This is a genomic window from Comamonadaceae bacterium M7527 (assembly GCA_021044545.1).
Classification (GTDB): Bacteria; Pseudomonadota; Gammaproteobacteria; order Burkholderiales; family Burkholderiaceae_C; genus RS62.
The window spans coordinates 1,049,399-1,076,051 of record CP087990.1 but is presented as its reverse complement, the minus strand read 5'-3'; the positions used below and the strand labels follow the sequence as shown (position 1 = coordinate 1,076,051).

Annotated in this window: 26 protein-coding genes and 2 pseudogenes; 21 read left to right on the top strand and 7 right to left on the bottom strand. The window is 57.1% G+C overall.

Annotation, left to right across the window (positions count from 1 at the left end):
- Both LN050_05175 and LN050_05170 read left to right on the top strand, forming a co-directional pair.
- The gene (locus LN050_05175) at nt 1-525 is read left to right on the top strand and encodes an NUDIX hydrolase (GenBank protein ID UFS57331.1); all 525 of its coding nucleotides are present in this window, start codon (nt 1-3) and stop codon (nt 523-525) included.
- Nucleotides 526-597: 72 nt separating this feature from the next.
- A pseudogene (locus LN050_05170) lies at nt 598-823 on the top strand (sulfurtransferase TusA family protein).
- Between the two features lie 72 nt (nt 824-895).
- On the opposite strand, the gene LN050_05165 reads toward LN050_05170, so the two are convergent.
- From LN050_05165 to LN050_05150, 4 genes are all read right to left on the bottom strand, one after another.
- On the bottom strand, nt 896-3,829 hold the full coding sequence (locus LN050_05165; GenBank protein UFS57194.1) for a valine--tRNA ligase: 2,934 nt from the start codon (nt 3,827-3,829) through the stop codon (nt 896-898).
- Nucleotides 3,830-3,943: 114 nt separating this feature from the next.
- Nucleotides 3,944-4,126: a DUF2783 domain-containing protein gene (locus tag LN050_05160; protein ID UFS57193.1), complete on the bottom strand. Its 183-nt coding sequence runs from the start codon at nt 4,124-4,126 to the stop codon at nt 3,944-3,946.
- A 19-nt stretch (nt 4,127-4,145) separates the two neighbouring features.
- Nucleotides 4,146-5,849 carry an FAD-dependent monooxygenase gene (locus LN050_05155; GenBank protein ID UFS57192.1) on the bottom strand — a complete coding sequence of 568 codons (1,704 nt, stop codon included), beginning with the start codon at nt 5,847-5,849 and terminating at the stop codon, nt 4,146-4,148.
- A gap of 26 nt (nt 5,850-5,875) precedes the next feature.
- Nucleotides 5,876-6,499: a VOC family protein gene (locus LN050_05150; protein UFS57191.1), complete on the bottom strand. Its 624-nt coding sequence runs from the start codon at nt 6,497-6,499 to the stop codon at nt 5,876-5,878.
- 323 nt (nt 6,500-6,822) lie between these two features.
- On the opposite strand from LN050_05150, the gene LN050_05145 reads away from it, so the two are divergent.
- The 3 genes from LN050_05145 (at nt 6,823) to LN050_05135 (ending at nt 8,984) form a co-directional block, all read left to right on the top strand.
- Nucleotides 6,823-7,896, top strand: coding sequence for an aldo/keto reductase (locus LN050_05145; protein ID UFS57190.1), 1,074 nt, complete (start codon nt 6,823-6,825; stop codon nt 7,894-7,896).
- A gap of 87 nt (nt 7,897-7,983) precedes the next feature.
- Nucleotides 7,984-8,631, top strand: a complete 648-nt coding sequence (gene plsY / locus LN050_05140) for a glycerol-3-phosphate 1-O-acyltransferase PlsY (protein ID UFS57189.1) — start codon at nt 7,984-7,986, stop codon at nt 8,629-8,631.
- A complete protein-coding gene (locus LN050_05135) occupies nt 8,628-8,984 on the top strand; it encodes a RidA family protein (protein ID UFS57188.1) in 357 nt (118 codons plus the stop codon). Before plsY ends, LN050_05135 begins: the two co-directional genes overlap by 4 nt.
- A gap of 8 nt (nt 8,985-8,992) precedes the next feature.
- Here the strand turns inward: LN050_05135 and LN050_05130 are convergent, their stop codons facing one another.
- Entirely contained in the window at nt 8,993-9,478 is a 486-nt protein-coding gene (locus tag LN050_05130; protein UFS57187.1) for a YajQ family cyclic di-GMP-binding protein, read from the bottom strand.
- Between the two features lie 89 nt (nt 9,479-9,567).
- Here LN050_05130 and murB point away from each other — a divergent pair, with 89 nt between their 5' ends.
- Entirely contained in the window at nt 9,568-10,635 is a 1,068-nt protein-coding gene (gene murB, locus LN050_05125; protein UFS57330.1) for a UDP-N-acetylmuramate dehydrogenase, read from the top strand.
- A 147-nt stretch (nt 10,636-10,782) separates the two neighbouring features.
- Here the strand turns inward: murB and LN050_05120 are convergent, their stop codons facing one another.
- A complete protein-coding gene (locus tag LN050_05120; protein UFS57186.1) occupies nt 10,783-11,325 on the bottom strand; it encodes a phasin family protein in 543 nt (180 codons plus the stop codon).
- Between the two features lie 230 nt (nt 11,326-11,555).
- Between LN050_05120 and LN050_05115 the strand changes: the two genes are divergently transcribed.
- The 11 genes from LN050_05115 (at nt 11,556) to LN050_05065 (ending at nt 22,201) form a co-directional block, all read left to right on the top strand.
- Nucleotides 11,556-12,488 carry a histone deacetylase gene (locus LN050_05115; protein UFS57185.1) on the top strand — a complete coding sequence of 311 codons (933 nt, stop codon included), beginning with the start codon at nt 11,556-11,558 and terminating at the stop codon, nt 12,486-12,488.
- Between the two features lie 164 nt (nt 12,489-12,652).
- On the top strand, nt 12,653-13,045 hold the full coding sequence (locus tag LN050_05110) for an acyl-CoA thioesterase (GenBank protein UFS57329.1): 393 nt from the start codon (nt 12,653-12,655) through the stop codon (nt 13,043-13,045).
- Nucleotides 13,042-13,791: a nitroreductase gene (locus tag LN050_05105; GenBank protein UFS57184.1), complete on the top strand. Its 750-nt coding sequence runs from the start codon at nt 13,042-13,044 to the stop codon at nt 13,789-13,791. Before LN050_05110 ends, LN050_05105 begins: the two co-directional genes overlap by 4 nt.
- Nucleotides 13,792-13,794: 3 nt before the next feature.
- Nucleotides 13,795-14,772: a D-glycerate dehydrogenase gene (locus tag LN050_05100; protein UFS57183.1), complete on the top strand. Its 978-nt coding sequence runs from the start codon at nt 13,795-13,797 to the stop codon at nt 14,770-14,772.
- On the top strand, nt 14,769-16,193 hold the full coding sequence (rmuC, locus tag LN050_05095; protein UFS57182.1) for a DNA recombination protein RmuC: 1,425 nt from the start codon (nt 14,769-14,771) through the stop codon (nt 16,191-16,193). Before LN050_05100 ends, rmuC begins: the two co-directional genes overlap by 4 nt.
- A 49-nt stretch (nt 16,194-16,242) precedes the next feature.
- Nucleotides 16,243-19,077, top strand: coding sequence for a monovalent cation/H+ antiporter subunit A (locus LN050_05090; GenBank protein UFS57181.1), 2,835 nt, complete (start codon nt 16,243-16,245; stop codon nt 19,075-19,077).
- Between the two features lie 5 nt (nt 19,078-19,082).
- On the top strand, nt 19,083-19,427 hold the full coding sequence (locus LN050_05085) for a Na+/H+ antiporter subunit C (GenBank protein UFS57328.1): 345 nt from the start codon (nt 19,083-19,085) through the stop codon (nt 19,425-19,427).
- On the top strand, nt 19,424-21,028 hold the full coding sequence (locus LN050_05080) for a monovalent cation/H+ antiporter subunit D (protein UFS57180.1): 1,605 nt from the start codon (nt 19,424-19,426) through the stop codon (nt 21,026-21,028). Before LN050_05085 ends, LN050_05080 begins: the two co-directional genes overlap by 4 nt.
- A 2-nt stretch (nt 21,029-21,030) precedes the next feature.
- Entirely contained in the window at nt 21,031-21,573 is a 543-nt protein-coding gene (locus tag LN050_05075) for a Na+/H+ antiporter subunit E (protein UFS57179.1), read from the top strand.
- A complete protein-coding gene (locus LN050_05070) occupies nt 21,570-21,851 on the top strand; it encodes a K+/H+ antiporter subunit F (GenBank protein UFS57178.1) in 282 nt (93 codons plus the stop codon). The genes LN050_05075 and LN050_05070 overlap by 4 nt, the downstream gene beginning before the upstream one ends.
- Nucleotides 21,852-21,862: 11 nt before the next feature.
- On the top strand, nt 21,863-22,201 hold the full coding sequence (locus LN050_05065) for a Na+/H+ antiporter subunit G (GenBank protein UFS57177.1): 339 nt from the start codon (nt 21,863-21,865) through the stop codon (nt 22,199-22,201).
- Between the two features lie 26 nt (nt 22,202-22,227).
- Here the strand turns inward: LN050_05065 and LN050_05060 are convergent, their stop codons facing one another.
- Entirely contained in the window at nt 22,228-23,100 is an 873-nt protein-coding gene (locus tag LN050_05060) for a TIGR00730 family Rossman fold protein (protein ID UFS57327.1), read from the bottom strand.
- Nucleotides 23,101-23,174: 74 nt separating this feature from the next.
- Here LN050_05060 and LN050_05055 point away from each other — a divergent pair.
- The 4 genes and pseudogenes from LN050_05055 (at nt 23,175) to LN050_05040 (ending at nt 26,652) form a co-directional block, all read left to right on the top strand.
- A pseudogene (locus tag LN050_05055) lies at nt 23,175-23,905 on the top strand (DTW domain-containing protein).
- A 213-nt stretch (nt 23,906-24,118) separates the two neighbouring features.
- Complete coding sequence (locus LN050_05050; protein ID UFS57176.1) at nt 24,119-24,541, top strand: rubrerythrin family protein; 423 nt, start codon at nt 24,119-24,121, stop codon at nt 24,539-24,541.
- Nucleotides 24,542-24,659: 118 nt separating this feature from the next.
- The gene (locus LN050_05045; GenBank protein UFS57175.1) at nt 24,660-26,012 is read left to right on the top strand and encodes a Fe-S oxidoreductase; all 1,353 of its coding nucleotides are present in this window, start codon (nt 24,660-24,662) and stop codon (nt 26,010-26,012) included.
- 43 nt (nt 26,013-26,055) lie between these two features.
- Nucleotides 26,056-26,652, top strand: a complete 597-nt coding sequence (locus LN050_05040; protein ID UFS57174.1) for a DUF3501 family protein — start codon at nt 26,056-26,058, stop codon at nt 26,650-26,652.
- The last annotated feature ends 1 nt before the right edge of the window (nt 26,653 follow it).

The following is a 26,653-nucleotide window of genomic DNA, read 5'->3' as shown; positions in this document are numbered from 1 at the left end:
ATGGCCAATTACCGTTTTTGTCCGCAGTGTGCGGCCCCGTTGTCCTTGCAAACGCAACATGAAGACGGCGGCCCCACCGAACGGCTGCGTTGCACGGCTTGCGACTTTACGCACTGGAATAACCCCACGCCTGTGCTGGGCGCCATTGTTGAATACGACGGCCACGTATTGCTGGCGCGCAACGCGGCTTGGTCTGGGCGTATGTTTGCACTCATCACCGGCTTTATGGAGGCGGGCGAGTCACCCACGCAGGGCATTGCACGCGAGATTGCGGAAGAAACCAATTTAAGCGTGAGCGAGCTTCATTTGGTGGGTGTTTATGACTTTCAGCGCATGAACCAGGTCATCATTGCTTACCATGCGCTGGCGCACGGCGAAGTGCGCCTAAGCCCAGAGCTGCTGGAGTACAAGCTGTTCAAGCCAGAGGCCATCAAATGCTGGCCAGGCGGCACTGGAATGGCCATGGCGCACTGGCTGCAGTCCAAGGGCATTGAGCCGCAGTGGATGGAGATGCCCAAGCCCTGATAAACGCTCACGCTGGCATGGTGATTACTGTGCTGGGTAAAATCTCACTTTATCGCTTTGCAACCTACCGCCATGAATATCGACAAAGAATTAGACGCTCGCGGCCTGAACTGCCCATTGCCCATTTTGAAAGCCAAAAAGGCGCTTGCAGAGTTGAGTTCTGGCCAGCTGCTGCGTGTGGTGTCCACAGACCAGGGCTCTGTGCGCGACTTTCAGGCCTTTGCCAAACAAACCGGCAATGAAATGTTGGGTGGACAGCGCTGGTCCAGACTACAGCTTTGTGTTGAAGCGTCGCTGATAGTCAACGTCAGCGTGCCAGACACAACAAAGGCAGCCTCAGGGCTGCCTTTGTTGTTGTGAGGCCTGGCTTTTAAGCTTTGGCTTTCAGCTTGGCCACCTGGCCTTGCATCTTGGCCAGCTTGTCACCAAACTCGGCCACGCGTGCGCGCTCTTGCTCAATCACGGCCGGCGGGGCTTTGGCTACAAAGGCCTCGTTGCCAAGCTTGCCATTGGCTTTGGCGATTTCGGCTTCAAGCTTGGCAATTTCTTTGCCCAAACGAGCGGTCTCTGCGGCCACGTCTACCTCTACAAACACACAGGCGCGTGCAGTGCCCAGCTCTACAACAGGTGCACCGTCGCCGGCGGCGGCCCATTCGGCTTCATTGGCAAAGCTGCGCACTTCAGACAACTTGGCCAAGGCTTTGAGCGCGGGGCCGTAGGTTTCAACAAAGGCATGGTCGCCCAGCACAAACAGCGGCACGCGGTTGGCCGGTGACAAGCCCATCTCGCCGCGCAAGTTGCGGCACTGCTCTACCCACGACTTGAGTTTGGCGATGTCCGCCTCCGCAGCGGCGTCAATGCGATCAAGTTGGGCAACGGGGTAGGCGGCCACGCTGACGGACTCACCACCGCGCCCAGCCACAGGCGCTACGGTTTGCCACAATGACTCGGTGATGAAGGGAACAATGGGGTGTGCCATGCGCAAAATGGTTTCAAGTGTGCGAATGAGCGTGCGGCGCGTCGCGCGTTGCTGCGCCTCGTTGCCGTTTTGAATTTGCACCTTGGCAATTTCCAGGTACCAGTCACAAAACTCGTCCCACACAAAGCTGTAGATGCTGTTGGCCACATTGTCTAAACGGTAGTCGGCAAAGCCCTTGGCGACGTCGGCTTCAACGCGTTGCAGGCTGGACGTGATCCAGCGGTCAGCCTGGCTAAAGCTCATGTAGCCGTGGGCTTTGCCGCCCACCACGCAGTCGGCTTTGGTGTGCTCCATCAGGCCGCAGTCCTGGCCTTCACAGTTCATCAGCACAAAGCGCGTGGCGTTCCACAGCTTGTTGCAAAAGTTGCGGTAGCCTTCGCAGCGCTTGGCGTCAAAGTTGATAGAGCGGCCCAAGCTTGCCAGCGAGGCAAACGTAAAGCGCAGCGCATCTGCGCCAAAGGCGGGTATGCCTTGCGGAAATTCCTTTTCGGTGTTCTTGCGCACCTTGGGTGCAGTTTCAGGCTTGCGCAAGCCGGTGGTGCGTTTGTCCAGCAGGGGTGCCAGCTCGATACCGTCAATCAAGTCAACCGGGTCTAATACGTTGCCCTCAGACTTGCTCATTTTTTGGCCTTGCGCATCGCGTACCAGGCCGTGTATGTACACATGCTTGAAGGGCACTTGACCGGTGAAGTGCGTGGTCATCATGATCATGCGCGCCACCCAAAAGAAAATGATGTCGTAGCCAGTGACCAGCACGCTTGAGGGCAGGTACAAGTCCATCTCTGGGGTTTTATTGGGCCAACCCATGGTCGAGAAGGGCACCAGTGCAGACGAGTACCACGTGTCCAGCACGTCGTCGTCGCGCTTGAGCGTTTTGCCAGGGCCCACCTTGTCTGCTTTGGCTTGCGCCTCGGCCTCGTTGCGGGCCACGTACACCTTGCCGTCCTGGTCGTACCAAGCGGGTATTTGGTGGCCCCACCACAGTTGGCGGCTGATACACCAGTCTTGTATGTTGTTCATCCACTGGTTGTAGGTATTCACCCAGTTTTCTGGGTAGAAGGTGACGTTGCCTTCAGCGACGGCGTCAATGGCCTTTTGCGCAATGCTTTTGCCGGTGGCGTCGCCCGCGCCCACTTGGCTCATGGCAACAAACCATTGGTCTGTGAGCATGGGCTCTACCACCTGGCCTGTGCGTGCGCAGCGCGGCACCATGAGCTTGTGCTTTTTCACCTCCACCAAGTTGCCAGCGGCTTGCAAGTCAGCCACCACCGCTTTACGCGCGGCAAAGCGGTCTAGGCCACGGTATTTCTCGGGCGCTTCGTGGTTCACAGTGGCGTCCAAGTTGAGAATGCAAATCAGCGGCAGTTTGTGGCGCTGGCCCACAGCGTAGTCGTTCACATCGTGCGCAGGTGTTACCTTCACCACGCCGGTGCCAAAGGCCTTGTCGACATACTCATCGGCAATGACGGGTATCTCGCGCTCGCTCAGTGGCAGCTTCACCATTTGGCCAATCAAGTGCTTGTAGCGCTCGTCTTCGGGGTGCACCATCACGGCCACGTCGCCCAGCATGGTCTCGGGGCGGGTGGTGGCCACCACCAGGTGGCCAGAGTCGTCAGCCAGCGGGTAGCTGATGTGCCACAACGAGCCGTCCTCCTCTTCGCTTTCCACCTCTAGGTCGCTCACAGCGGACATGAGTATGGGGTCCCAGTTCACCAAGCGCTTGCCGCGGTAAATCAGGCCTTGCTCGTACAGGCGCACAAAGGTCTCGGTGACGGTTTGCGACAAGTCGTCGTCCATGGTGAAGTACTCGCGCGACCAGTCCACACTGTCGCCCATGCGGCGCATTTGATTGGTAATGGTATTGCCGCTTTGATGCTTCCATTCCCATATACGGGCCACAAAGTTCTTGCGTGCCTCGGCTGGTGTTGGACCCATGTCGTGGCGGCTGAGGCCCTCGCCTTGCAGCTGGCGCTCCACCACAATTTGCGTGGCAATACCGGCGTGGTCAGTGCCTGGCACCCACACTGTGTTGTGGCCCAACATGCGGTGGTAGCGCGTGAGGCTGTCCATGATGGTTTGGTTAAACGCATGGCCCATGTGCAGGGTGCCAGTGACGTTGGGTGGTGGCAGCTGGATGGCAAAACTGGGTGCGCCGTCTTTTGCCGCCGCAGTACCGCGGTACCCCGCCACACCGTAGCCACGCTGTTCCCACTCTGGTCCCCAATGTGCCTCGATGGCTGCCGGCTCAAATGATTTGGACAAGGATTCCAAACCGGGTTGTGCTGGGGCGGCTGAGGAGGGGGTGTCGTTGGTGGGCGCGTTCATAGTCAGGTCTGTGTGTCGTGTTTGGGATAACACGCGATTTTAGACGGTGCGGCTGCTGCTGCGCCGCAGACCACGCCTGGCGCACACACCCCACCTTTGTGACCGGGCGCAGCGCTACTGGCGTGCCGCCGTCAAGCACTTCTCCAGCTGTGCCGCGCTGCCAATGGCATTGGCCATCACCAACACCAGTTTTGCGTTGAGCAGTGCTGAATCCTGCTCACTCAGCCCGAGGTGGGCGTCCAGCAGCTGCTCGTAAAAGCCGTCTGCGTCTTCAAAGTTCAGCGCGATGTCGGACATTCTTTCACTCCATGTGGGTCTAGGCCATGGCCAGTGCTGTGGCAATGGCTGTTAGCAGTTGGGCGTTGGCAGATGTGCCGGTGGCGGCCAGGTAACTGTCTGGGCGCACCAGTGCCCATGGCTGTTGGCCGCAGGCTTTGTGCAATATGGCCTTGCGGTCAATCACCACTTCTTGGGCTTGTGCGTGGCTGGCATTTGTCACCACTTGCACCACATGTACGCCGCTGGCGGCGGCCGCTTGCTGCAACCTGGCTGCCGTGGCTTTGGGTAGGTTGGTAAACCACAGCAGCAGCAAATGGCCATTGGTCCAGCGCAATAGGTCGTTTAAGCAGCCGGCTGTGCCGTTGGTCCATTGCAAGGCCACGTTTTGCACGCTTTTGCCCACCAGCCGGTGGTTGTAGGTGCACACGCTGGAGCGCGTGTAGGGGTTGGCCTCAGCCATGCGCCCGGTGTTGACCAGGGCGCGTGCAAAGCTGTGCTGTTTGGCCAGCGCAATAGTCGCGTCTCTAAACAGGCGTTCCACGCCGTCTTGTGGGCGCAAGTAACGCGTGGTGCGCGCCGTGACCTTGACGTTGACCGTGGCGGCCTCGTGGCGTTCTTGGTGGTAGCTGTTGAGCAGGGCTTTGGGTGCGCGCTTGTGGAGCACTGCGGCCAACTTCCAAGCCAGGTTGTCGGCGTCGCTGATGCCTGTGTTGCCGCCGCGCGCACCAAATGGACTAACCACTTTGGCGGTATCGCCCATAAAAAAGATGCCCCCCGCGTTCATGCGCTCAACCAACTGGCTGCGGTAACTGTAGGGGCCTACCCACACAATGTCGTACTGCGCGTTGTTGCCAAATTGCTTGGCCAGGCGCTCTCGCAACACGTCCTCGCGTGCCACGTAAGAGGGGTCATCGTCTGGGCGCATTTGATAGTCAATACGCCACACATCGTCGGCCATCAGGTGTTGCCATACAGCGCGGTTGTCGTTAAAGGGAGCTTCTATCCACGTGTGGCGCTCTGTGGGAGGAGTCTCCTTGAAGCGCACGTCGGCAATGCACCAGCGGTCGTCGCGCTTGATGCTGGATACCGGCATGCCGCACCACTCATGAAACGGCGTGCTGGTGCCGGTGCAGTCCACCACGTAGCTGGCTTGCAGTTGGTAGCTGCCTTCAGGTGTGTCCACAGATAAGGTCACACCGCGCTGGTCTTGCGTGCAAGCGCTCACGCGAGACTGCCAACGCATGTCCACCACGCCCAGCTGCGCAATGCGCTCCACCAAATAGCCTTCTATGTAGAACTGCTGAATGTTCACAAACGCTGGTTGGCTGGACAGCTTGAAGTCTGCGCGGTTACGCAGGTTGAAGTGGTACACCTCGTCATCGCCAGCAAAGGTGCGGCCTATGTGCCACTCAATGCCTTTGGCGCGTATGCGATCAAAGATGCCCAGTTTGTCAAATATCTCTAATGATTTTTGTGTGTAGCAAATACCGCGTGACGACGCACCTTTCACGCCCACGGTGTTGTCTTCGTCGAGTAGCACGGCAGGCACGCCCAGTTGTGCCAGGCTGGCTGCCAAGGTGAGGCCTGAGATGCCACCACCCACAATCACCACGGGGTGTCGCTTGCCTGCCTCGCCGCACAGCTCTGGCGGCGTGACAAAGGGGTAGGTGGGTAGCTCATAGCCTTGGCCACCAGTGAATTCGTAGCCGTTGGTGTAAGAGGGGTCTTGGTAGTTGCTCATGGGTATGTCTTGGGTATGCGAGCGCTTTAGCCAACCTCTGGCCTGTCGTTTTGCTGGGGTTTGAGTTTGGCGGTGGTGCCGCTGTGCAGCCGCTCGGTACGCCACGCGTTTTTACGGGCCGTCCATTCGTCCAGGCGTTGGCGGGCTTGTGTGCTTTCTTTGGCCATTTGTTCAGCTGTGGCTACTTGTGCAGACAACTCCAGACGCACGCCGTTGGGGTCAAAGAAATAAATGCTTTTAAACACGTGGTGATCGGTGATGCCAATGACATCAATGCCATGTGCCACAAGGCGCGCTTTCATGGCGGCCAAGTCGTCCAGGTTGCCGACTGAAAACGCCACATGGTTCACCCACGCTGGCGTGTTGGGTGAGGGCAGCGCGGCTTGGTCGTCGCCCAAGTCAAAAAAGGCAATGTAAGAGCCGTCGGTCAGACGAAAGAAAAAGTGGGTGTAGGGGCAATACTCGCCGGTGCTGGGCACATGATCGCTTTGAATGATGTGGTACAGCGGCAAGCCCAGAATGTCTTCGTAAAAATGCCGCGTTTCTTCGGCGTCTTTGGCGCGGTAGGCGTAGTGGTGCAAGCCCAGAATGGGGGCTGGGTCGGGCGTTGTCGCGCTGGGTGCAGCGGCTGCGTGCGTGGCGTTGCTCATGCTGGCCTTTCAATGGCTTTGAAATTCAATAATACGTAATGAGTTGTACTAATCGAAATTTCAAACATTGTAGCCAGAGGGGATGGCATTGCCAAGCGCGGTGCAGACTTGTGCGGTGTGTGACAACTGGGCTACTGTTGAGCCACTGATGCATGAGTACACTGCCTTGGCTGATACGGCTGTGTCTGCGCGATTGCGCGGCCTTGCCGTTTAAAGTGTCTCTCAAACCTAATTTTTTGTATGTCTATAGTTGTGTGCAACCGCATACGGCAATTCACGCGCGATTCTTGGCCTTTCAGCCAAGCGCCTAACGGAGCATTTCCATGACCACACCGCACGACTTACGCCAGCTGGGCCAGTCAGACCTGAAAGTGGGGCCTATTTGCCTGGGCACCATGACCTTTGGCGAGCAAGTCGACCAGGCCACCGCGTTTGATGTGATGAGCACTGCGTTTGATGCTGGTGTGACGTTTTGGGATACGGCAGAAATGTACGCCGTACCGGCCAAAGCCGAGACTTGCGGCGTAACTGAGACCATCATGGGCAATTGGTTTGCGGCCAACCCTGGCAAGCGCCAGCAGGTGGTGCTGGCCACCAAAGTGGCTGGACCGTCGCGCGGCATGCCTTGGATCAGGGGCGAGGATTCAGGCCTAAGCGCCAAAGAAATCGTCAACGCCTGCGACGCCAGCCTCAAGCGCTTGCAAACCGATGTGATCGATTTGTATCAAATTCATTGGCCTGCGCGCAACACGCCGCTGTTTGGCCAAATGTACTTCAACCCCAGCAAAGACAAGCCCTGCGCCAGCATACTGGAGCAGCTACAAGCCATGGCGCAACTGGTGCGCGCAGGCAAGGTGCGTGCCATTGGTTTGTCTAATGAGACGTCTTATGGGGTGCACGAGTTTGTGCGCTTGGCCGAGCAACATGGTTTGCCGCGCATCGCCACCGTACAAAACGCCTATCACCTGCTCAACCGCAGCGTTGAAAATGGCCTGGACGAAACAATGCACCGCTTGGGCGTGAGCTTGCTGCCATATTCGCCACTGGCATTTGGCTTGCTAACGGGCAAATACGACGAGCTAGGGCTTGAGCACGGTGGTGCGCCACAGGGTCGCATGGCCATTTATGAGAGCATGCGCGCGCAGCGTTGGGGCAGGCCCGCGGCGCTGGCCGGCGCCAAACGCTACAACGCACTGGCTAGAGAGCTGGGCTTGACGCCCACCCAGCTGGCGTTGGCGTTTTGCAAGGCCAAGTGGCAAGTGGCCAGCACCATCATTGGTGTGACCACAGTGGCCCAGTTGCAAGAAGACATTGTTGCTTTTGACATAGACTTGAGCGCTGATGCTTTGGCTGCCATAGACGCATTGCGTTTTGAGCTGGGTGACCCAGCCATTTAAACGGCAAATCACATATCGCTTCAGGCATGTCCAAGTACGCCACCGCCGATACCAATACCAAACCCTCAATGATGTAGGACAGCAACTATGACCCAAGCCGGTTTTTATCTACCCGTTTTGTGCGTCGCATTGGCGTATGTATTGGGTTCAATGGCGTTTGCCGTATTGGTCAGCCGCGTGATGGGCTTGGCCGACCCTCGCACCTTTGGCAGCAACAACCCAGGGGCGACCAACGTGTTGCGCTCTGGCAGCAAAAAAGCCGCTGTTGCAACCCTTTTGTTGGACGCGCTAAAGGGCTACCTACCCGTTTGGCTGGTGCTCAGCAATGCCGATTTGCTGGGTTTGGCTGGCAGCGCGCCGTCTTGGGCGGCACTTGCTGGTTTGGCCGCATTTTTAGGGCATTTGTACCCCTTGTTTTTTGGCTTTAAGGGGGGTAAAGGCGTGGCTACCGCGGTGGGCGTAGTTTTTGGCCTGGACCCGCTGCTGGGACTGTCGTGCCTGGCGACGTTTTTGGTGATTGTGTATTTCAGTCGCTATGTGTCGCTGGCTTCTATGGTGGCCGCCGTATTTGCGCCTTTTTATTGGCTGTTTGGTCATCAGGTGATGTGGCAGGCCTCTGTGGCCTCGGCTGCATGTTTGGTGGTGATGGCCTTGTTGCTGGTGTGGCGTCACAAAGCCAACGTCAGCCGTTTATTAGCCGGCAGTGAAAGCCGTTTAGGAGAAAAATCAGTATGAGCAATTCGATTACCCGCCACGGTGTTGGCAAGCGCATGAGTGAGTCAGCCACCTTTGGCGGCGTGGTGTACCTGGCGGGAATGGTGCCCGAAAACGGTGCCCTTGATATTCGCAGCCAAACCAAGGATGTGTTGGCTCAAATCGACAAACACTTGGCGCAGGCAGGCAGCGATAAAACACGCCTTATCCGCGTGCAAATTTTCCTCACCAGCATCACTGACATGGCGGCCATGAATGAGGTGTGGGACGCCTGGGTGGCAGAGGGTAATGCTCCGCCGCGCGCCACCGTAGAGGCCCGCCTGGCCAACCCCGACTGGAAAATCGAGGTGGTGGCAACGGCGGCGGTGAAGTAGTTGCGTGATTAATCGCGAAAGTTGTTAAAGCTCAGCGGCAGCTCTGTTAGCTCAGACTTGATCAGGGCCATGGCGGCTTGCAAGTCGTCGCGCTTGGCGCCGTTCACGCGCACGCTGTCGCCTTGAATGGAGGCTTGCACTTTGAGCTTGCTGGCTTTAATGGCTTGTTGAATCTTTTTGCCATCTTCTGTGGCAATGCCGCTGCGCACAGTCACGATCTGCTTGACCTTGTCGCCGCCAATTTTCTCAATCTTGCCCATGTCCAAAAAGCGCACGTCTACGTTGCGCTTGGCCAATTTGTTGCGCAAGATGTCGTCAATTTGGCTGAGCTGAAAGTCGGCGTCACCGGTGAGGGTGATCTCTTTGTCTTTGAGTTCAATGGCTGCTGACGTGCCCTTGAAGTCAAAACGGGTGCCAATCTCGCGGGCGCATTGGTCTATGGCGTTTTTGACTTCAACCAAGTCGGGTTCCATAACGGCGTCAAATGATGGCATGTGTGGTTTCTCCTAAAGCAGCGGCGCAGCGCAGCCGCTACAAAAGCGGCCCTAAACCCTGCGACAATTTCCAAATGTCCAAGCCCTCCATGTTAGTGCACAACAACGTCTCGCTGCAGCCGTTCAATACCTTTGGCATCGCTGCGCGTGCACGTGACTTGGTCCCTATCGACTCTGTGCAAACCCTGCAAACGCTGGTGCGCAGCGACTGGTTGGCCCAGCAGCGTGCCGCCGAGCGCGGCGTTTTTGTGCTGGGAGGCGGTAGCAATATTGTGTTGTCTGCGGACGTGCAAGACGTGGTGCTGAAAATGGAAATCAGCGGCTGTGAGTTGGTGGGCGACACCGATAGGCACTGGATTGTGCAAGCCGGTGCCGGCGTGGACTGGCACGAGTTTGTCTGCTGGACGGTCGCGCAGGGCTGGTTTGGTCTGGAGAATCTGGCACTCATACCCGGCGTGGTGGGTTCGTCGCCTGTGCAAAACATTGGTGCCTACGGCGTAGAGCTGCAAGACTGTTTTCACGAGCTGGACGCGGTGGACTTGCACACAGGCAACACTTTTACCCTGGGGGCTGCACAGTGTGCGTTTGCCTACCGAGATTCGGTGTTCAAGCATGCGCCCGCAGGTCCCAACGGCTTGGGGCTAAAGGGCAGAGCGGCCATCACGCATGTGCGCTTTGCCTTGCCCAAGGCCTGGCAGCCTGAGCTGTCATACCTGGATTTGCAGCGCAAGGTGGAGCAAACCGGCATCACACAGCCCACAGCCCAGATGGTGTTGGACTGGGTGGTGGCCATTCGCAGCGCCAAGCTGCCAGACCCTAAAGTCATTGGCAATGCAGGCAGCTTTTTTAAAAACCCAACCGTTACTGAATACCAGTGTGCAGACATCATTGGGCGAGAGCCCAACCTGGTGCATTACCCGCTGGCTGATGGCCGCATCAAGTTGGCGGCGGGCTGGCTGATTGACGCCTGTGGCTGGCGCGGCAAAACCATAGGCCTAGCCGGTGTGTATGACAAACAAGCCTTGGTGTTGGTGAACAAGGGCAACGCCAGCAACCCTGTGACGGGCGGCGAGGTGATGACTTTGGCCAAGGCCATTCAAACCAGTGTGTTTGAGCGCTTTGGCATCATGCTAGAGCCTGAGCCTGAGGTTGTGTAGGCAAAAAAGAACCCGCCAAACCGTGAGGTAGGGCGGGTTTTAAGGAGTCTGGGGCGCCAAGGCAAGCCCTGGTGCACGCGAGACTCGAGGAGACAACTACGAAGTTGCAAGGCGTTAGAAACAACTTACAACTAAAAGTTCAATCAATTAACGCTTGCGGGCAGCTGATTTTGTAGCTGTTGTCGCTGTGGCGGCCATGGTGTTCATGTTTGACTCAGCCATTTCTGAGGCTTGCTTGACAGCTTTTTGCACAGATTCCATGGCGTTGTTGGCAGCAGCAACAGTCGACTTCATCATGGCGACAGCTGTTTCCGAGCCAGCAGGTGCGTTCTTGGCGGCGTTGTCAACAACGGCCATGAACTTCTTCTGTGTGTCAGCAGCTTGCGCTTCAGCAGCGGCTGTGAACTCGGAAGTAGCACCAGAAGTGATGTCGTACACGTGGCGGCTGTATGCAGCTGTCTTTTCGGCCAGTGGCTGCACCAGGGCAGCTTGCAGGGCCAATAATTCCTGTGCGTCTTTGACGCCCATCATGGCTTGCACGTTTTCTGCGCCTTCAGACATGGCTGCTTTAGAGGCTTGCAAGTTCAGCTCTACGAGCTTTTCCATACCTTCGAAGGCTTTGGCGGTGAGGCCAAACAGGGTGTTAACGTTGGCTTTTTGAGCGGCGACGATTTGTTCAGCGGTTAGCATATTCATACTCCATTCATTTTGAAAAGGTTTAGTCAAATGACTCGGTAGTTGAAGTGCGGCGGCCGGGTCAGCTGGGCTGTTGGACTTTTGCTGCGCTGCAACATGAATCGAAGTATAGGGTTTCCACTGAGTTTTGCAAGCTCTTTTTTGCTGCGGTGCAACATTATTTGAAAATGCTTATTGAGACGTGCTGATTTGTTTGATTTTTACAACAATACGCCCTAGCTGACATGCGCGCCTATTACGCCGACAATTTTGTGCTGCCGCTGCCACAGGGGCACCGATTCCCAATGGCCAAGTACGCCATGCTGCGCGACGCACTCTTACAGCAGGGCTTGGCCATTGATTTTGAGCAAGCGCCAGCTGCCACCGACGGGGAGCTGGCCCTGGTGCACACACCTGATTACATACAAGCGGTTGGCAAGGGCACGCTCAGTGACGCGGCGCAGCGTGAAATAGGTTTTCCGTGGTCGCTGGCCATGGCCGAGCGCGCTCGTCGCTCTGTGGGGGCAAGCATCGCGGCTGCGCGCACCGCCATGCGCGAGGGCATTGCAGCCAATCTGGCCGGTGGCACCCACCACGCTTATGCAGACAAAGGCGGTGGCTTTTGCGTCTTCAACGACTTGTGCGTGGCCGCTAGGGTGGTGCAGGCCGAATGGGGGCGTCACAACAGCCCAGGCGTTCGCCCCATGCAGGTGGCCATTGTGGATTTGGATGTACATCAAGGCAATGGCACGGCCCGTGTGCTGGCTCAAGACGACAGTATTTTCACATTGTCGTTGCATGGCGAGAAAAACTTCCCGTTTCGCAAAGAGCCTAGCGATCTAGACGTGGCGCTGCCAGACGGTTGCGACGACGACAGCTATTTAGAAGCACTGGACAAAGCTATCGCGCAGATGGAGAACCGCTTTGCCCCAGACTTGGTGTTGTACTTGGCCGGCGCTGACATACACGAGGGCGATAGGCTGGGGCGCTTGAAGGTGAGTGACAAAGGCATGTACGCCAGAGACTTGCGGGTGATGTCCTGGGCTAAAGCCAGGCGGCTGCCATTGGCGTTTGCCATGGGCGGCGGCTACGGTCATGACATAGCCACTACCGTGCGGGTGCAAACGCAAACCTACGCTATAGCCATGCACTTGGCCGCAACCTGGCAGCTGTTGTGACGGATGCACAGTGCTGCTGACCTATGTCTGAAGTCTCTCTGGGTACGCGGCCCAGCATAAGACATTGCCATAATGGCCTGATGGCTAACCACTCTGATACCCCCCCAGTAAAGGCGACCAAAACCAGCACCCGTGTGCAAGCTGTGGCGCGCGACGCCTTCAAGATGTTCAGGCCAATACAAACACGCTGGGCAGACAATGACGTGTATGGCCATGTGAACAACGTCGTTTATTACAGCTGGTTTGACACCGCTGTCAACAGCTGGCTGATAGAGGGCGGCGCACTGGACATACAAAAGGGCGAGGTGATTGGTTTGGTGGTGCACACCTTGTGCCACTACTTCGCGCCCATTGCCTTCCCGCAGCCTGTAACCGCCGGTATACGGGTGTTGCATACAGGTAGCAGCAGCGTGCGCTACCAAGTGGCCTTGTTTGCACAGAACGACACACAATGCGCCGCTTGGGGCGAGTTTGTGCACGTTTATGTCGATCGCGACAGCCGCCGCCCCACCTCACTGCCCACACAATTACTGCAACTTTTGGAGACAGCGCAATGAGCCAACAACACACAACCCAACCCACACTGGCAGCACCGCCGCCCCTCAACAAGGCCAGCGACACCGTTGAGCACGCCATTCGCAGCCGCGTGTCCATGCGCGCTTTTACGCAGCAAGCAGTGAGCCAGCAAACCATTGCCGACATTTTGGAGCTGGCGGCGCGCTCGCCGTCTGGAACCAACACCCAGCCCTGGAAAACCTATGTGCTGCAAGGCGCATCGCGCGATGGCCTGGTGAGTAAGGTGTGCGCCGCCCACGATGCTGTGCGTGCAGACCCAAGTCTGGCCGCGCAGTACAAAGAGGCATATGACTACTACCCCACCGAGTGGGTGAGCCCTTTTATTGACCGCCGCCGCGAAAATGGCTGGAGTCTTTATGGCTTGCTGGGCATTACCAAGGGCGACAAAGACGCCATGCACGCCCAGCACCAGCGTAACTACAAGTTTTTTGATGCACCTGTAGGCCTGATGTTTACGGTAGACAAAGTGATGGGCCGTGGCTCTTTGTTGGACTACGGGATGTTTTTGCAAAACGTGATGTTGGCCGCCAGAGCGCACGGCCTGCACACTTGCCCACAAGCCGCTTGGAATGGCTTTGCCAGCATCATCTTGCCGCACATAGGTGCAGGCGACAACGAAATGATGGTGTGCGGCATGGCCCTGGGCTATATAGACGAGGCGGCTACCGTGAACACGTTTTACACACCGCGCGAGTCCGCGCAGTCGTTTACCACCTGGTTGGAGTAAGCCGTGACCAAACCCAGCCTGTTGGTGGCGCGCGCCATATTTCCAGAAGTGTTGGTCAAACTGCGTGAGCATTTTGATGTGGTGGACAACCAGTCAGATGACGTTTTCAGCCCCCAAGCCTTGGCCACCTTGGCTGCAGGTCAGTGGGGCCTGCTCACCACAGGCAGCGAGCGTGTAGATGCCAGCTTGCTGCGCAGCGCGCCAAGCCTGCGCATGGTGGCCAATATGGCCGTTGGCTTTAACAACTTTGACGTACCGGCACTGACCGCTGCTGGCGTGCAGTGCAGCAACACGCCAGACGTGCTAACCGAGACCACTGCCGACTTTGGTTTTGCCCTGCTCATGGCCACTGCCAGGCGCCTGACAGAGAGCGAGCATTTTTTGCGCGCAGGCCACTGGGACAAATGGGCCTACGACATGTTTATGGGCAGCGATGTATTTGGTTCGCGCTTGGGCATTTTGGGCATGGGGCGTATTGGCCAGGCCATCGCCAAGCGTGCGGCCAACGGTTTCAACATGACGGTGAGTTACCACAACCGCACGCCGCTGTCGCGTGAGCAAGAGCATTCTTGTGGTGCCAGTTACATGAGCCAAGAAGACTTGTTTGCCAACAACGACCACATCATGGTGGTTGTGCCTTACTCAGCGCAAACGCATCACATTGTGGGTGCGGCTCAGTTGGCGCTGATGCCTGCGCATGCGACGCTCATCAACATTGCCCGTGGTGGCGTGGTCGACGAAGTTGCGCTGATTGATGCGTTAAGGAGTGGCCGTTTGGCCGCTGCAGGTTTGGATGTGTTTGAGGGCGAGCCCTTTGTTAACCCGGGTTTGACAGCGTTGAGCAACGTGGTGCTCACGCCGCATATTGCAAGTGCCAGCCGTGCCACGCGCTTGGCCATGGCCAACCTGGCGGCTGACAACCTCATCGCGTTTTACACAACCGGTAAAGCCTTGACACCGCTTAACGAGGTGGCTGCGTGAGCGGCGACAACACGCTTGCGCTTGTGGCGCTATGGGGCGGCGTAGCCGCCATAGTGGCTTTGATTGTGGGCTTGTTGCTGTGGCTCAGGTTGCGCGGCGTGCAGCGTCAAACTGACGCGCTGCTGCAGTTGGCTGACAATGCCCACAACGCACAAACACAGGCCAGTGCCACAGTGGCGGCACAAGTGGCCAGCCTTGAGCGCAACATGCGTCAGGAGGTGGCTGACAGCGCTCGCCAAGCACGCAGTGAGTTGTCGCAGACATTGGTGCAGTTTCAAAGCACATTGCTGGCGCAAATCGCACAAGCCACCCGCACTCAAAACGCACAAATGGATGCGTTTGCACAGCAACTCAGCAGCTTGCAAGTGCACATCAGCGACACCCTCACCAACAACCTCAATGCCATGAGTGAGGCCAACATCAGGCGCTTGGGTGAGGTGCGCACCGCATTGGATACGCAGCTGACCCAACTGCAAACGGGCAACGCAGCCAAGCTGGATGAAATGCGCGCAGTGGTGGATGAAAAGCTGCAAGCCACACTGCACCAACGCTTGGGCGAGAGCTTCAAGCAAGTGGCGGATCGCCTGGAGCAAGTCCACAAAGGACTGGGTGAGATGCAAGTGTTGGCCCAAGGGGTTGGTGATTTAAAGCACCTGCTGTCCAACGTTAAAAACAGGGGCCTGTTTGGTGAGGCGCAATTGAAGTCCCTGTTAGAGCAAGTCATGGCGCCAGACCAATACGCCGAGCAGGTGATGACCAAGCCTGGCAGCCGCAATCATGTTGACTTTGCGATTCGAATGCCCGGGCGAAGCGATGATGGCACGCCTGTTTGGTTGCCCGTTGATGCCAAGTTCCCAACAGAAGACTACGAGCGCTTGTTGGAGGCGCAAGAGCAGGCCAACCCGGCTGCGGTGACCGAGGCCACCAAAGGATTGACCGCGCGCATCAAAGCCGAGGCCAAATCCATGAGCGAAAAGTATATTGAGCCGCCTTACACCACCGATTTCGCCATCATGTTTTTGCCCACTGAGAGCTTGTACGCTGAAGTGTTGCGCGTGCCAGGCTTGCTTGAGCTGCTGCAGCGTGAGCACCGCGTGACGTTGGTTGGTCCCACCACGCTGATGGCCATGCTCAACTCGCTACAAATGGGTTTTCGCACGCTGGCGCTTGAGAAGCGCTCAAGCGAAGTGTGGCAAGTGTTGGGCGCTGTCAAAACTGAATTTGGCAAGTTCGGTGATGTGTTGACCAAGGTGAAGTCCCAAACGCAAACCGTGCTGAACAGTTTGGAGGGTGCTGAAGTGCGAAGCCGAGCCATGCACCGAGCCTTGCGTTCTGTGGACGCACTAACCAACGAACAAGCCCAGACGCTATTGCCTGCCGATGGCGCGGACGAAGCCTTGCGAGGTGTCCCTAGCAAATAGGGGACTAACACCGCGCGTCTATAATCCCGCCAGTTTGAAAGGGTCAGCCGTGTTGTTGCTTGTTGTCTTATTGCCCTTGTTGTTTGGCACCGTATTGACCGCTATGAGCGGCTCTTACAGCCGCGGCGTGACCGCCGGTCTTGCGGGTGTCATTACCGCAGCCAGTTTGGGTATTTTGGTGTCTCATGCGCCGGAGGTGTTGGCTGGCATGCCGGTCATGGAGCACTGGAGCTGGGTGCCGTCCCTGGGCCTGGACATTAGCTTTCGCCTGGACGGTTTGTCGCTGATGTTCGCAGGCCTGATTTTGTTCATAGGCTTGTGCATTGTTTTGTACGCGGCCTATTACCTGGCATCGGCAGATTCTGCGCCCAAGTTTTACAGCCTCATGATGCTGTTCATGTCCGCCATGCTGGGCATTGTGCTGTCCGATAACTTGTTGGTGATGGTGGTATTTTGGGAGTTGACCAGCATCTCCTCCTTCTTGCTGGTGGGCTACTGGGGGCACAGGCCAGATGCGCGCGCCGGTGCCCGCCAAGCCCTTGCCGTCACTGGCGGCGGCGGTTTGGCAATGCTTGGTGGCTTCGTGTTGCTGGGTCAAATTGGCGGCAGCTACGAAATCAGTGTGTTGGCCACACGGGCCGCACTCATTCAGGCAGACCCCATGTTTGTACCGGCGCTGTTGCTGATTTTGGTGGGGGCCTTCACCAAAAGCGCGCAGTTCCCATTCCATTTTTGGCTGCCAGACGCCATGGCTGCACCCACGCCGGTGTCGGCTTACTTGCACTCGGCCACCATGGTCAAAGCGGGCGTCTTCTTGCTGATGCGCTTGTATCCCATTTTGGCCGGATCGGGCTGGTTTGAAGGCTTGGTCAGCGGTGCAGGTTTGATCACGGTGGTGTTCGCCGCGTTTATCGCCATCTTCAAGCACGACTTGAAAGGACTGCTGGCGTACTCCACTGTCAGTCACTTGGGCCTCATCACTTTTTTGGTGGGCATAGGCTCACCCCTGGCTTCAGTGGCTGCGGTTTTCCACGTGCTGAACCACGCCACTTTCAAGGCGTCTTTGTTCATGATCGCCGGCATCGTTGACCACGAAACGCACTCGCGCGACATGCGCCAGTTGGGTGGCTTGTGGTCTTTCATGCCGTTCACTGCGACGCTGACCATGGTGGCAGCTGCTTCCATGGCGGGTGTGCCATTGACCAATGGCTTCTTGTCAAAAGAAATGTTTTTCACCGAAGCGGTTAACGGCACGCAAGGCATATGGGCTTGGGTGGTGCCTGCAATGGTCACCCTGGCAGGCGTATTCAGCGTGGCCTACTCATTGCGTATGGTGCACGATACCTACTTCAATGGCGAGTTGGGTGATGTGGAGAACAAGCATCCGCACGAGCCACCACTGGGTATGAAGTTGCCCACCATTGGCTTGGTGATTCTGTGCGTGTTGGTGGGCTTGTTTCCAGCGGCGACCTTTGGGCCATTGGTGCACGTTGCGGCCACTGCTTTAACAGGCCAGCCATTGCCCGACTACCACCTGTCGTTGTGGCACGGTTTTAACCTGCCGCTGCTCATGAGTGCCGTGGCGTTGGTCGTGGGTGTGTTGCTGTACCGCACCCTGGCACAGGGCAAGCGCTTGCATGGCATCAGCTCAGAGGCATGGTTTGGCAAGGCCAAAGGCCGGGATATTTTCGAGTCTGTGATCAACAGCGTGTTTGCTGGGGCAGGCCGCCTGACCCAGCAGCTTGAAAACAGCTCATTGCAACGCTACCTGGCCTTAACGGTAGGCGCTGCCGTAGTGGTTGCTGGCGCTGCGCTATGGGGCAGCGGCATGGGCGCCGGCGAGCGTGCCCTCATGCCGGCCAACGCCTTGGCCGTGGTGGTGTGGCTGTTGTTGTTGGCGACCTGCGCGGTTTTGGTACAGGGGCACCACCAACGCTTTCGCAGCGTGGTGTTGGTGGGGCTGGTTGGTTTGGTGGTCTCACTGGCGTTTGTTGCGCTTTCGGCTCCCGATTTGGCGCTTACCCAGCTGTCTGTGGAGGTTGTGTCCACCGTGTTGTTGCTGATGGGGTTGGCATTGCTGCCACAGACCTCGCCGCGCGAGTCGACCCGCCTGCGCAAGACGCGTGACGCCACGTTGGCCGTGGCTGCGGGCGCAGGTATGGCTTGGCTGGCCTGGGTATTCATGACGCGCGACCACGACAGTATTTCGTGGTATTTCCTGGAGCAGGCGCTGCCAAAGGGCGGCGGCACCAACGCTGTAAACGTGATCCTGGTGGACTTCCGCGGTTTTGACACCTGGGGTGAAATTACTGTGCTTGGTGTGGCAGCGTTGGGCGTGCTGGCTTTGATGGATGGCATGCGTATCCGCCGAGAGGCCGTGGATGGTTCAGGCCAGCCTTGGACATTTGCGTCTCAGCCCTTGATGCTGCGCGTGGCTGCCTCTGTGGTGCTGCCATTGGCTTTGGTCTTCTCCATCTACATCTTCATGCGTGGTCACAACTTGCCAGGCGGCGGCTTTATTGCAGGCTTGATTACAGCGGTGGCTTTGGTACTTCAATTTGTATCAATGGGGCAGGCGCGTGCTGAGATGCTGTTGCATGCCCAATCCGGTCGTCGCTTTGTTCAGTGCATTGGCGCTGGTTTGGGTATTGCCGGTCTCACAGGTGTGGCCGCCTTCCTCTTCGGCAGGCCTTTCTTGACAAGCGCTCATGGCCATCCTGTTGTGGGTGTGTTGGGCGAGTTGCCGTTTGCGTCGGCCGCGGTATTTGATTTGGGTGTGTACCTCACTGTAGTGGGGGCAACGTTGTTGACGCTAAGCGTCTTGGGCTCAGCGTCGCGACAGGCCGCTACTGGCCCTGCCCCTGAAACAGGAGGTGCTGCATGATCAGCATGGAAGCATTGTTGGCCAGCGGCCTGGGTGTGGTTACGGCCGCGGGTGTGTACTTGCTGCTTCGCGGGCGGACTTACCCAGTGGTCTTGGGTCTGACCTTGATTGGCTATGCCGTTAATGTGTTTATTTTTGTGATGGGCCGTTTGTGGAGCAACGCCGAACCCATATTGGTGGGGGAGGGCCTGGTTGCCGACCCGTTGCCACAAGCGCTGGTGCTGACGGCCATTGTGATTGGCTTTGCAACTACCGGTTTCGTGATTGAGCTGGCGCTGCGAAGCCGCCACGAGAGCGGGACAGACCATATCGATGGTCACGAACCCTTAGCCAGCCAGGAGCGCGCATGATGAACGCTTTAATGGCTTTGTGGTGGCAGCATATGCCCGTGTTGTCTGTGTTGTTGCCTTCGTTCACCGCTGTGGTTATTTTGCTGCTGGGCGACAGAGGTGGCATGAGCGCGCAAGGCGGCGCACATGGCGCGGGGCGCATACGCTGGCACCGTTTGGTGGGCTTGCTGTCTGTACTGCTGGGTCTGCTCATGGCTGCGGCCATGGTTTGGCGGGCCAGCCAAGGTGAGCTGGTGGTGTATCGCCTGGGCGAGTGGCCAGCACCGTTTGGCATTGTGTTGGTGATTGACCATCTGTCTGCCCTGATGGTGTTGCTCACCTACCTGGTAGCGGTGCCTGTGCTGTGGTACGCCAGTGGTGGTTGGGACGCCCGAGGCCGTTACTTTCATGCGCTGTTCCAGTTCCAGCTCATGGGCTTGGCCGGGGCATTCCTCACGGGTGACTTCTTCAACTTGTTTGTATTCTTTGAGGTCTTGCTGATTGCATCCTATGTGTTGCTGTTGCACGGGCAGGGCAAAGAGCGTTTCCGTATGGGCGTGCATTACGTGGTGCTGAACCTGACGGCGTCTGGCTTGTTTCTCATAGGTTTGGCGATGTTGTACGCGGTCACTGGCACGCTCAACATGTCGGACATGGCTTTGCGCGTGGCGCAGTTGACTGGCGACTCGGCTTTGCTGGCCAAGGCTGCAGCCCTGTTGTTGTTGGTGGTGTTCGGCTTGAAGGCCGCCTTGGTGCCGCTTTATTTCTGGTTGCCAGGCACCTATGCAGCAGCGAGCGCGCCCGTGGCGGCTTTGTTTGCCATCATGACCAAGGTGGGCGTGTACAGCATTATTCGCACCCACTGGGTTGTGTTTGGCGTTGATGCAGGTGAGGCTTCGCTGGCTGCCGCCGACTGGATTTTGCCGCTGGCCCTGAGCACCAGTATTCTGGGCGTTCTCGGTGCCTTGGCTGCCCATAGCATGAGTCGCTTGGTGGCTTATCTCACGGTGTCCTCGGTGGGCACTATCTTGGCGGGCGTGGGCTTGTTCACGCCTGAGACCTTGTCCGCTGCGCTGTACTACACGTTGCACAGCACGATAGTAGTCGCAGGTTTGTTTTTGCTGGTTGAGCTCATGGCGGCACAGCGAGGTGACACCGGTGACGCGCTGCAGCCAGCCTATGCCGTCAGAGAGCCTGTTCTGCTGGGTCTCATGATGTTGTTTGGTGCAGCCTCTGCTGCTGGACTGCCGCCTTTGCCTGGTTTCTTGGGCAAGCTCATGATGCTGCAGAGCAGCCATGGTTTAGAGGCGCAGCCTTGGCTGTGGACAGTCATTCTGCTGGTGGGCTTTTTGAGTATGGTGGGCTTGGCCCGCGCCGGTGTGATTTTGTTTTGGCATGTACAGCCTGATGCGCACGCCAATACGTCGGCGGGTACCAGCGTCAAAATGTTGTCGTCTGTTTGGGCCTTTATGCTGATGACCGTGTTGTTGGCTGTAGTGGCCTCGCCTGTGAAGCAGTACACCGATGCGACAGCAGCGCAACTGACTGATCGCGCGGCCTACCAGCGTGCGGTGCTTGGAGACATAGGCGACAGCACGCGTCCCTATACCGGAGAGCGTTGATCATGAGTAACACACACACCTCTGCCCGGGCCGTTGGCTGGTTTGACCACCCGGTCATGTCTTTGTTGTTGGGCGCCAGCTGGCTGGCCTTGTCACACAGTCTGGCACTGGTGCATCTGCTGTCTGCCGCTCTGATTGCGCTGATCGTACCCAGGCTGATTGGCAGCTTTATGCCGCAGGCCAGTCGACTGCATTGGCCAAGCGCCATACGATTGACCTTGGTGGTGCTGTGGGACATTGTGGTGTCCAACATCGCGGTTGCACGATTGGTTCTGGGCTCTATGGACAAGCCCACACCGCTTTGGATACCTGTGCCGCTTGCGTCGTCGAATGTGCGCGTCAATGCCTTGTTTGCCAGCATCATTACCACCACACCTGGCACGGTGTCGTGTGTTGTTGATGAGGAGCAGCATGTCATCTGGGTGCACGCGCTCAACGGTGACGACGCCCAGACCATGGCGCAAGACATGAAGCAGCGCTACGAGGCGCCTTTACTCAAAGCCTTGAACGTACATACCCAGGCCAGTGTTGGAGGTGCAGCATGACATCGCCTGTTTTGATGTGGGCCATAGACATTGCCTCGGTAGCGGTTGCCATTGCCATGGTTTTGTGTGCTTACCGCTTGTGGCTGGGCCCGGAAACAACGGATCGCATTCTGGCCTTGGATACGCTTTACATGACTGTGGTTGCCTTGGTGGTTTTGCTGGGACTAAGGTGGCAAACAGCCCTGTTGTTCGAGGTGGCTTTGCTGGTGGCCTTGTTGGGTTTTGTGGGCACGGTTGCCTTGGCCCGCTACATCACCCGTGGTGACGTGGTGGAATGATGGAGACAACGATGACAATGTCCGTTTGGATTGAATGGCTGGCCGCTGCGCTGATTTTGATGGCGGCCTTTTTCTTGTTGGTAGGTGCTATCGGCTTGGTGAGGTTGCCTGACTTTTACATGCGCCTGCATGCGCCTACCAAAGCATCGACTCTGGGTGTTGGTGGTGTGCTGTTGGCGTCTTTGTTGTTATCGGCTCAACAAGGTCGTCCCGGTATTGCCGAGCTGCTGATCACGCTGTTTGTGTTTGTGACGGCGCCGGTGTCGGCCAACTTGTTGGCACAAGCTGCGCTGCACCTTAATGTGCGCAGCAAGGCGGCTTTGCCTGAGCAGGTCGATCCCCACGCCTAAGCCAGCGCTGTGCGCGAGCAATACGCTTAGCTTGCGTCAAGCTTGTAAAAGCTGGTCACTGCCTTCCATGCGGCTTTGGGGTCGTCAACGTAGTTGATCAGCGACAGATCTTCCGGCGATATGGTGCCTTCTTCAACCAATACGTCCAGGTTGATCAAGCGCTTCCAGTAGTCTGTGCCGAACAGTACGATAGGTACAGGCTGGGCTTTTCTGCACTGTACCAGGGTGATGACTTCAAATAGCTCATCCAGTGTGCCAAAGCCACCAGGGAAAGCCACCAGTGCCTTGGCGCGCATCATGAAGTGCATTTTGCGCAAAGCAAAATAGTGAAACTTGAAGCTCAGCTCTGGCGACACATAAGGGTTGGAGCGTTGCTCATGAGGAAGCGCAATGTTTAAGCCCACTGTGGGGGCACCGGCCTCGGATGCCCCCCTGTTGGCTGCCTCCATAATGCCGGGGCCGCCGCCTGTGCATATGAATAAGCGCTCACTTGGCTTACGCGCCAGGCTGTATTTGGCAACTATGTTTGAAAAGCTTCGCGCACTTTCATAGTAGTACGCATTGCGTTGCTGACGCAGGGCTTCAGCCAAGGCCTGCGCATGACCGTCTTGCGAGGCCTGCGCCACCATGGCGTCAGCAGTGGCTTGGTCTTTGAAGCGAGCGCTGCCAAACACCACCACGGTGTGGTCAACGCCCAAGTCTTGCTGGACGATGTCGGGCTTGGCCATCTCCAGCTGAAAGCGTATGCCGCGCGATTCGCGGCGCAGCAAAAACTCGGGGTCTGCAAAAGCCAGCCGGTAGGAGTCTTGTTGCAGCGGCTCACCGCTATCGGCGTGTGCTTGTAGTTCGGCCCACGCGTCAGCTAACGGGTGTTCTTTGATGTCGTTGACAGTTTTCATGTAGGTCATTGTGCTTCAACAATGTGGTGTTGCTTGCAACAAGGTGGCCCTTGCAGCCACCCTACACTTACGCCATGACAAACACACCGCACGCCGTTGCCCGTTTACGCACCACCCGTTTGAATGCCAGCTCAAAGCCTTATGTGGCCAGAGGCGCGGGCAGTGTGCGTTGTGCAGGCTGCCGCCTGATCGCCAGTCACTGTATGTGTGCACTGCGTCCACGCCTACCGGTTAACGCTGGTGTGTGTTTGTTGATGGGTGACATTGAGGCCTTAAAGCCCAGTAACACGGGCTGGCTGATTGCAGACCTGGTGCCAGACACCTTTGCATTTACCTGGGCCAGAACAGTGGTGGCCCCAGAGCTGCTGGCCTTGTTGGCCGATCCGCAGTGGCAGCCCTATGTGGTGTTTCCCGGTGAGTTTGTGCCCCCCAGCGCGTGGTGACCAGCTTGCCAGAGGCGGGTAAGACCACCAAGCGCCCGCTGTTTGTGCTGCTGGACGGCACTTGGTCTGAGGCGCGCAAGATGTTTCGCAAAAGCCCTTATTTGGACGCTTTCCCGGTATTGAGCCTGAACCCGGGTGTGTCGTCCAACTACAAGTTGCGTCGATCTACGCGAGACGATCATTTCTGCACGTCAGAGGTCGCTGCACTGTGCTTGGCATTGGCGGGAGAGACACATGTGGCCCATACTTTGGCCGCTTACCTGGACGTTTTTACGGCCCATTATTTGAGTGCTATCAGGCAAACACCTCTGGATACGGACACGCCTGCCCACCGGCGATTGGCCTTGCTAAGTGCACAATAGTCTACTTTTCTGGAGGGTTAATAGATGGTTTGTCCTAGACAAATAACCTTAAGCCTTTGTTTATTAATCACTTATTTTCGATAGACAAATACTATTGCGCACATCAAACAGTGCAATTAGACGTTGTCACGACTTACCTGTAAGGTTTCGTGGTCCGAACAAATACACCTAGTGTGTTGGTCGGCATTTCATCAACAACTGAAGGAGAGTCTCATGCCAGCTTTGAAAGGCACGCAAACTGAGCAATGCTTGAAAGACGCATTTGCCGGTGAATCACAAGCCAACCGCCGTTACCTGTACTTCGCGAACAAGGCCGACATCGAAGGTCAGAACGACGTAGCAGCGCTGTTTCGCTCTACCGCTGAAGGCGAGACTGGCCATGCGCACGGTCACTTGGAGTTTTTGGAGCAAGCTGGTGACCCCGCAACGGGTTTGCCAATTGGCCCAACACGCCAGAACCTAGAGTCAGCAGTTGCTGGCGAAACACACGAGTACACCGACATGTACCCAGGTATGGCCAAAACCGCTCGTGAAGAAGGTTTTGACGAAATCGCCGACTGGTTTGAAACCCTGGCCAAGGCTGAGCGTTCACACGCCAACCGTTACGCCAAGGCTTTGGCCGAATTGGTGGATTAAAAAGTCGCCACAGCTTAGTACTCGCGAGTGCTGAGCGTTTCGCGCTGTCGGGCTTTGTGCTCGCAGCGCGTCTCGCTGAACATTTGCAGCCAACAACCCCATTTGCAGGAGATGCGTCATGTCACGCGAAGGCAACCTAGAAGCACCTACACGCCACCCACTAGATTGGCAAAACCCAGAGTTCTACAACGAAGAATCACTCAACCACGAGTTGGAGCGCATTTTTGACATTTGCCACGGCTGTCGCCGTTGCGTGAGCTTGTGCGGCTCATTTCCAACCTTGTTTGATCTGGTAGACGAGAGCCCCACCATGGAGGTGGATGGCGTGGACAAGGCGGACTACTGGAAGGTCGTGGATCAGTGCTACATGTGTGATCTGTGCTACATGACCAAGTGCCCTTACACACCGCCGCACGAGTGGAATCTGGACTTCCCGCACACCATGCTGCGCGCCAAGGCGATTAAGTTTAAAAAAGGCGAGGTTGGTAAAGCCGAGCAGCTGTTGGCGTCTACCGACACACACGGCATGCTGGCTGGTATTCCAGTGGTTGTGCAAGCCGTGAACGCGGTTAACAAAACAAAGCCTGCGCGCGCCATTATGGAAAACGTATTGGGCGTTGACAAAGACGCCTGGCTGCCAGAGCTGGCCAGTAAAACCTTCCGTGCCGGTGCCGCCAAAAGCGCTGAGCACAAGGTCGTGGACGGTGAGCGCACGCCAGGCAAAGTGGCGATTTACTCCACTTGCTATGTCAACTACAACGAGCCAGGCATTGGCCAAGATTTGCTCAAGGTTCTAGACCACAACGCTGTGCCGTATGTCGTGGTGAACAAAGAGCAGTGCTGCGGCATGCCCAAGCTGGAGCTGGGCGACCTTGAGGCCGTGGGCAAAAGCAAAGAGGCCAATATCCCCGTGTTGGCCAAGTACGCGGCCGAGGGTTACGCCATTTTGTCTGCAGTACCCAGCTGCACCTTGATGTTCAAGCAGGAAATTCCGCTCATGTTCCCCGAGGACCTAGCGGTCAAGGCGGTGCAGGCCGCCATGTGGGACCCGTTTGAGTACCTTATGGCACGCAAGCGTGACGGACTCCTCAAAGAGGAGTTCCCCAAGCCATTGGGCAACATCAGCTACCAGATCCCGTGTCATGGCCGCGTGCAAAACATTGGGCGCAAGACAGAAGAAATGCTGAAGATGATTCCTGAGACCACGCTCAACACCATTGAGCGCTGCTCAGGCCATGCAGGCACATACGGCGTTAAAAAGACCAGTCACCAGATGTCCATGAAGATTGGCAAGCCTCTGTTCAAGGCCATGGCCAATATGAAAGACGGCTCAAAGCCAGACTTCATCAGCTCTGACTGTCCGCTTGGCGGCCACCACATTGCCCAAGGCTTTGAGGTCAATGGCCTTGGCGCGCCAGAGTTGGCGCACCCACTGACGCTGGTGCGCAAGGCTTACGGTCTGGCAGATTGATTACGCATAAACCATCCACGTTAATTTTTTGAGGACTATCAACATGCAACTCACAGGCAATATCACCGCTGACAACCTCATGACACTTGAGGCCTACCACAAGTACCGCAAAGAGCACAAAGGCGAGGTGCTGGCGCACCGCAAGTTGCGCACTGTGCAGCTTGGCGAGCACTTCGTGTTTCAGTTTGAGAGTGAAACCACGATTCGTTACCAAATCCAGGAGATGCTGCGCATTGAAAAGGTGTTCGACGAAGAGGGTATTGCCCAGGAAATTGAAGCTTATGCGCCGCTGGTACCAGACGGCAGCAACTGGAAAGCAACCATGCTCATTGAGTACACCGATGTGAATGAGCGCAAGCGTGAGCTGGCCCGTTTGATTGGCGTAGAGAACAAGTGCTTTGTAGAGGTAGAGGGTTTTGAGCGCGTTTACGCCATTGCTGACGAGGACCTGGATCGTTCAACAGACGAAAAAACCTCAGCGGTGCATTTCGCGCGCTTTGAGTTCACAACGGCCATGGTCAAGGCCTTGCATGCGGGCGCAGCCTGTAAGCTGGGTTGTGACCACGTCAACTACCCAGCGCACACCATGATTGCGCAGGAAACCTTGTCTAGCCTGGCGGGTGATCTAAAGCTGGCGTAAG

What these genes read in the sequence shown, in the direction of transcription:
- LN050_05150 (UFS57191.1), bottom strand. Translation starts at nt 6,499, where the DNA reads ATGAGCAACGCCACGCACGCAGCCGCTGCACCCAGCGCGACAACGCCC.
- LN050_05165 (UFS57194.1), bottom strand. Translation starts at nt 3,829, where the DNA reads ATGAACGCGCCCACCAACGACACCCCCTCCTCAGCCGCCCCAGCACAA.
- LN050_05060 (UFS57327.1), bottom strand. Translation starts at nt 23,100, where the DNA reads ATGAAAACTGTCAACGACATCAAAGAACACCCGTTAGCTGACGCGTGG.
- LN050_05075 (UFS57179.1), top strand. Translation starts at nt 21,031, where the DNA reads ATGAGTAACACACACACCTCTGCCCGGGCCGTTGGCTGGTTTGACCAC.
- LN050_05145 (UFS57190.1), top strand. Translation starts at nt 6,823, where the DNA reads ATGACCACACCGCACGACTTACGCCAGCTGGGCCAGTCAGACCTGAAA.
- murB (UFS57330.1), top strand. Translation starts at nt 9,568, where the DNA reads ATGTTAGTGCACAACAACGTCTCGCTGCAGCCGTTCAATACCTTTGGC.
- LN050_05160 (UFS57193.1), bottom strand. Translation starts at nt 4,126, where the DNA reads ATGTCCGACATCGCGCTGAACTTTGAAGACGCAGACGGCTTTTACGAG.
- LN050_05080 (UFS57180.1), top strand. Translation starts at nt 19,424, where the DNA reads ATGATGAACGCTTTAATGGCTTTGTGGTGGCAGCATATGCCCGTGTTG.
- LN050_05110 (UFS57329.1), top strand. Translation starts at nt 12,653, where the DNA reads ATGTTCAGGCCAATACAAACACGCTGGGCAGACAATGACGTGTATGGC.
- LN050_05085 (UFS57328.1), top strand. Translation starts at nt 19,083, where the DNA reads ATGGAAGCATTGTTGGCCAGCGGCCTGGGTGTGGTTACGGCCGCGGGT.
- LN050_05050 (UFS57176.1), top strand. Translation starts at nt 24,119, where the DNA reads ATGCCAGCTTTGAAAGGCACGCAAACTGAGCAATGCTTGAAAGACGCA.
- LN050_05070 (UFS57178.1), top strand. Translation starts at nt 21,570, where the DNA reads ATGACATCGCCTGTTTTGATGTGGGCCATAGACATTGCCTCGGTAGCG.
- LN050_05065 (UFS57177.1), top strand. Translation starts at nt 21,863, where the DNA reads ATGACAATGTCCGTTTGGATTGAATGGCTGGCCGCTGCGCTGATTTTG.
- LN050_05105 (UFS57184.1), top strand. Translation starts at nt 13,042, where the DNA reads ATGAGCCAACAACACACAACCCAACCCACACTGGCAGCACCGCCGCCC.
- LN050_05155 (UFS57192.1), bottom strand. Translation starts at nt 5,849, where the DNA reads ATGAGCAACTACCAAGACCCCTCTTACACCAACGGCTACGAATTCACT.
- LN050_05135 (UFS57188.1), top strand. Translation starts at nt 8,628, where the DNA reads ATGAGCAATTCGATTACCCGCCACGGTGTTGGCAAGCGCATGAGTGAG.
- LN050_05175 (UFS57331.1), top strand. Translation starts at nt 1, where the DNA reads ATGGCCAATTACCGTTTTTGTCCGCAGTGTGCGGCCCCGTTGTCCTTG.
- plsY (UFS57189.1), top strand. Translation starts at nt 7,984, where the DNA reads ATGACCCAAGCCGGTTTTTATCTACCCGTTTTGTGCGTCGCATTGGCG.
- LN050_05115 (UFS57185.1), top strand. Translation starts at nt 11,556, where the DNA reads ATGCGCGCCTATTACGCCGACAATTTTGTGCTGCCGCTGCCACAGGGG.
- LN050_05040 (UFS57174.1), top strand. Translation starts at nt 26,056, where the DNA reads ATGCAACTCACAGGCAATATCACCGCTGACAACCTCATGACACTTGAG.
- LN050_05130 (UFS57187.1), bottom strand. Translation starts at nt 9,478, where the DNA reads ATGCCATCATTTGACGCCGTTATGGAACCCGACTTGGTTGAAGTCAAA.
- LN050_05120 (UFS57186.1), bottom strand. Translation starts at nt 11,325, where the DNA reads ATGCTAACCGCTGAACAAATCGTCGCCGCTCAAAAAGCCAACGTTAAC.
- LN050_05045 (UFS57175.1), top strand. Translation starts at nt 24,660, where the DNA reads ATGTCACGCGAAGGCAACCTAGAAGCACCTACACGCCACCCACTAGAT.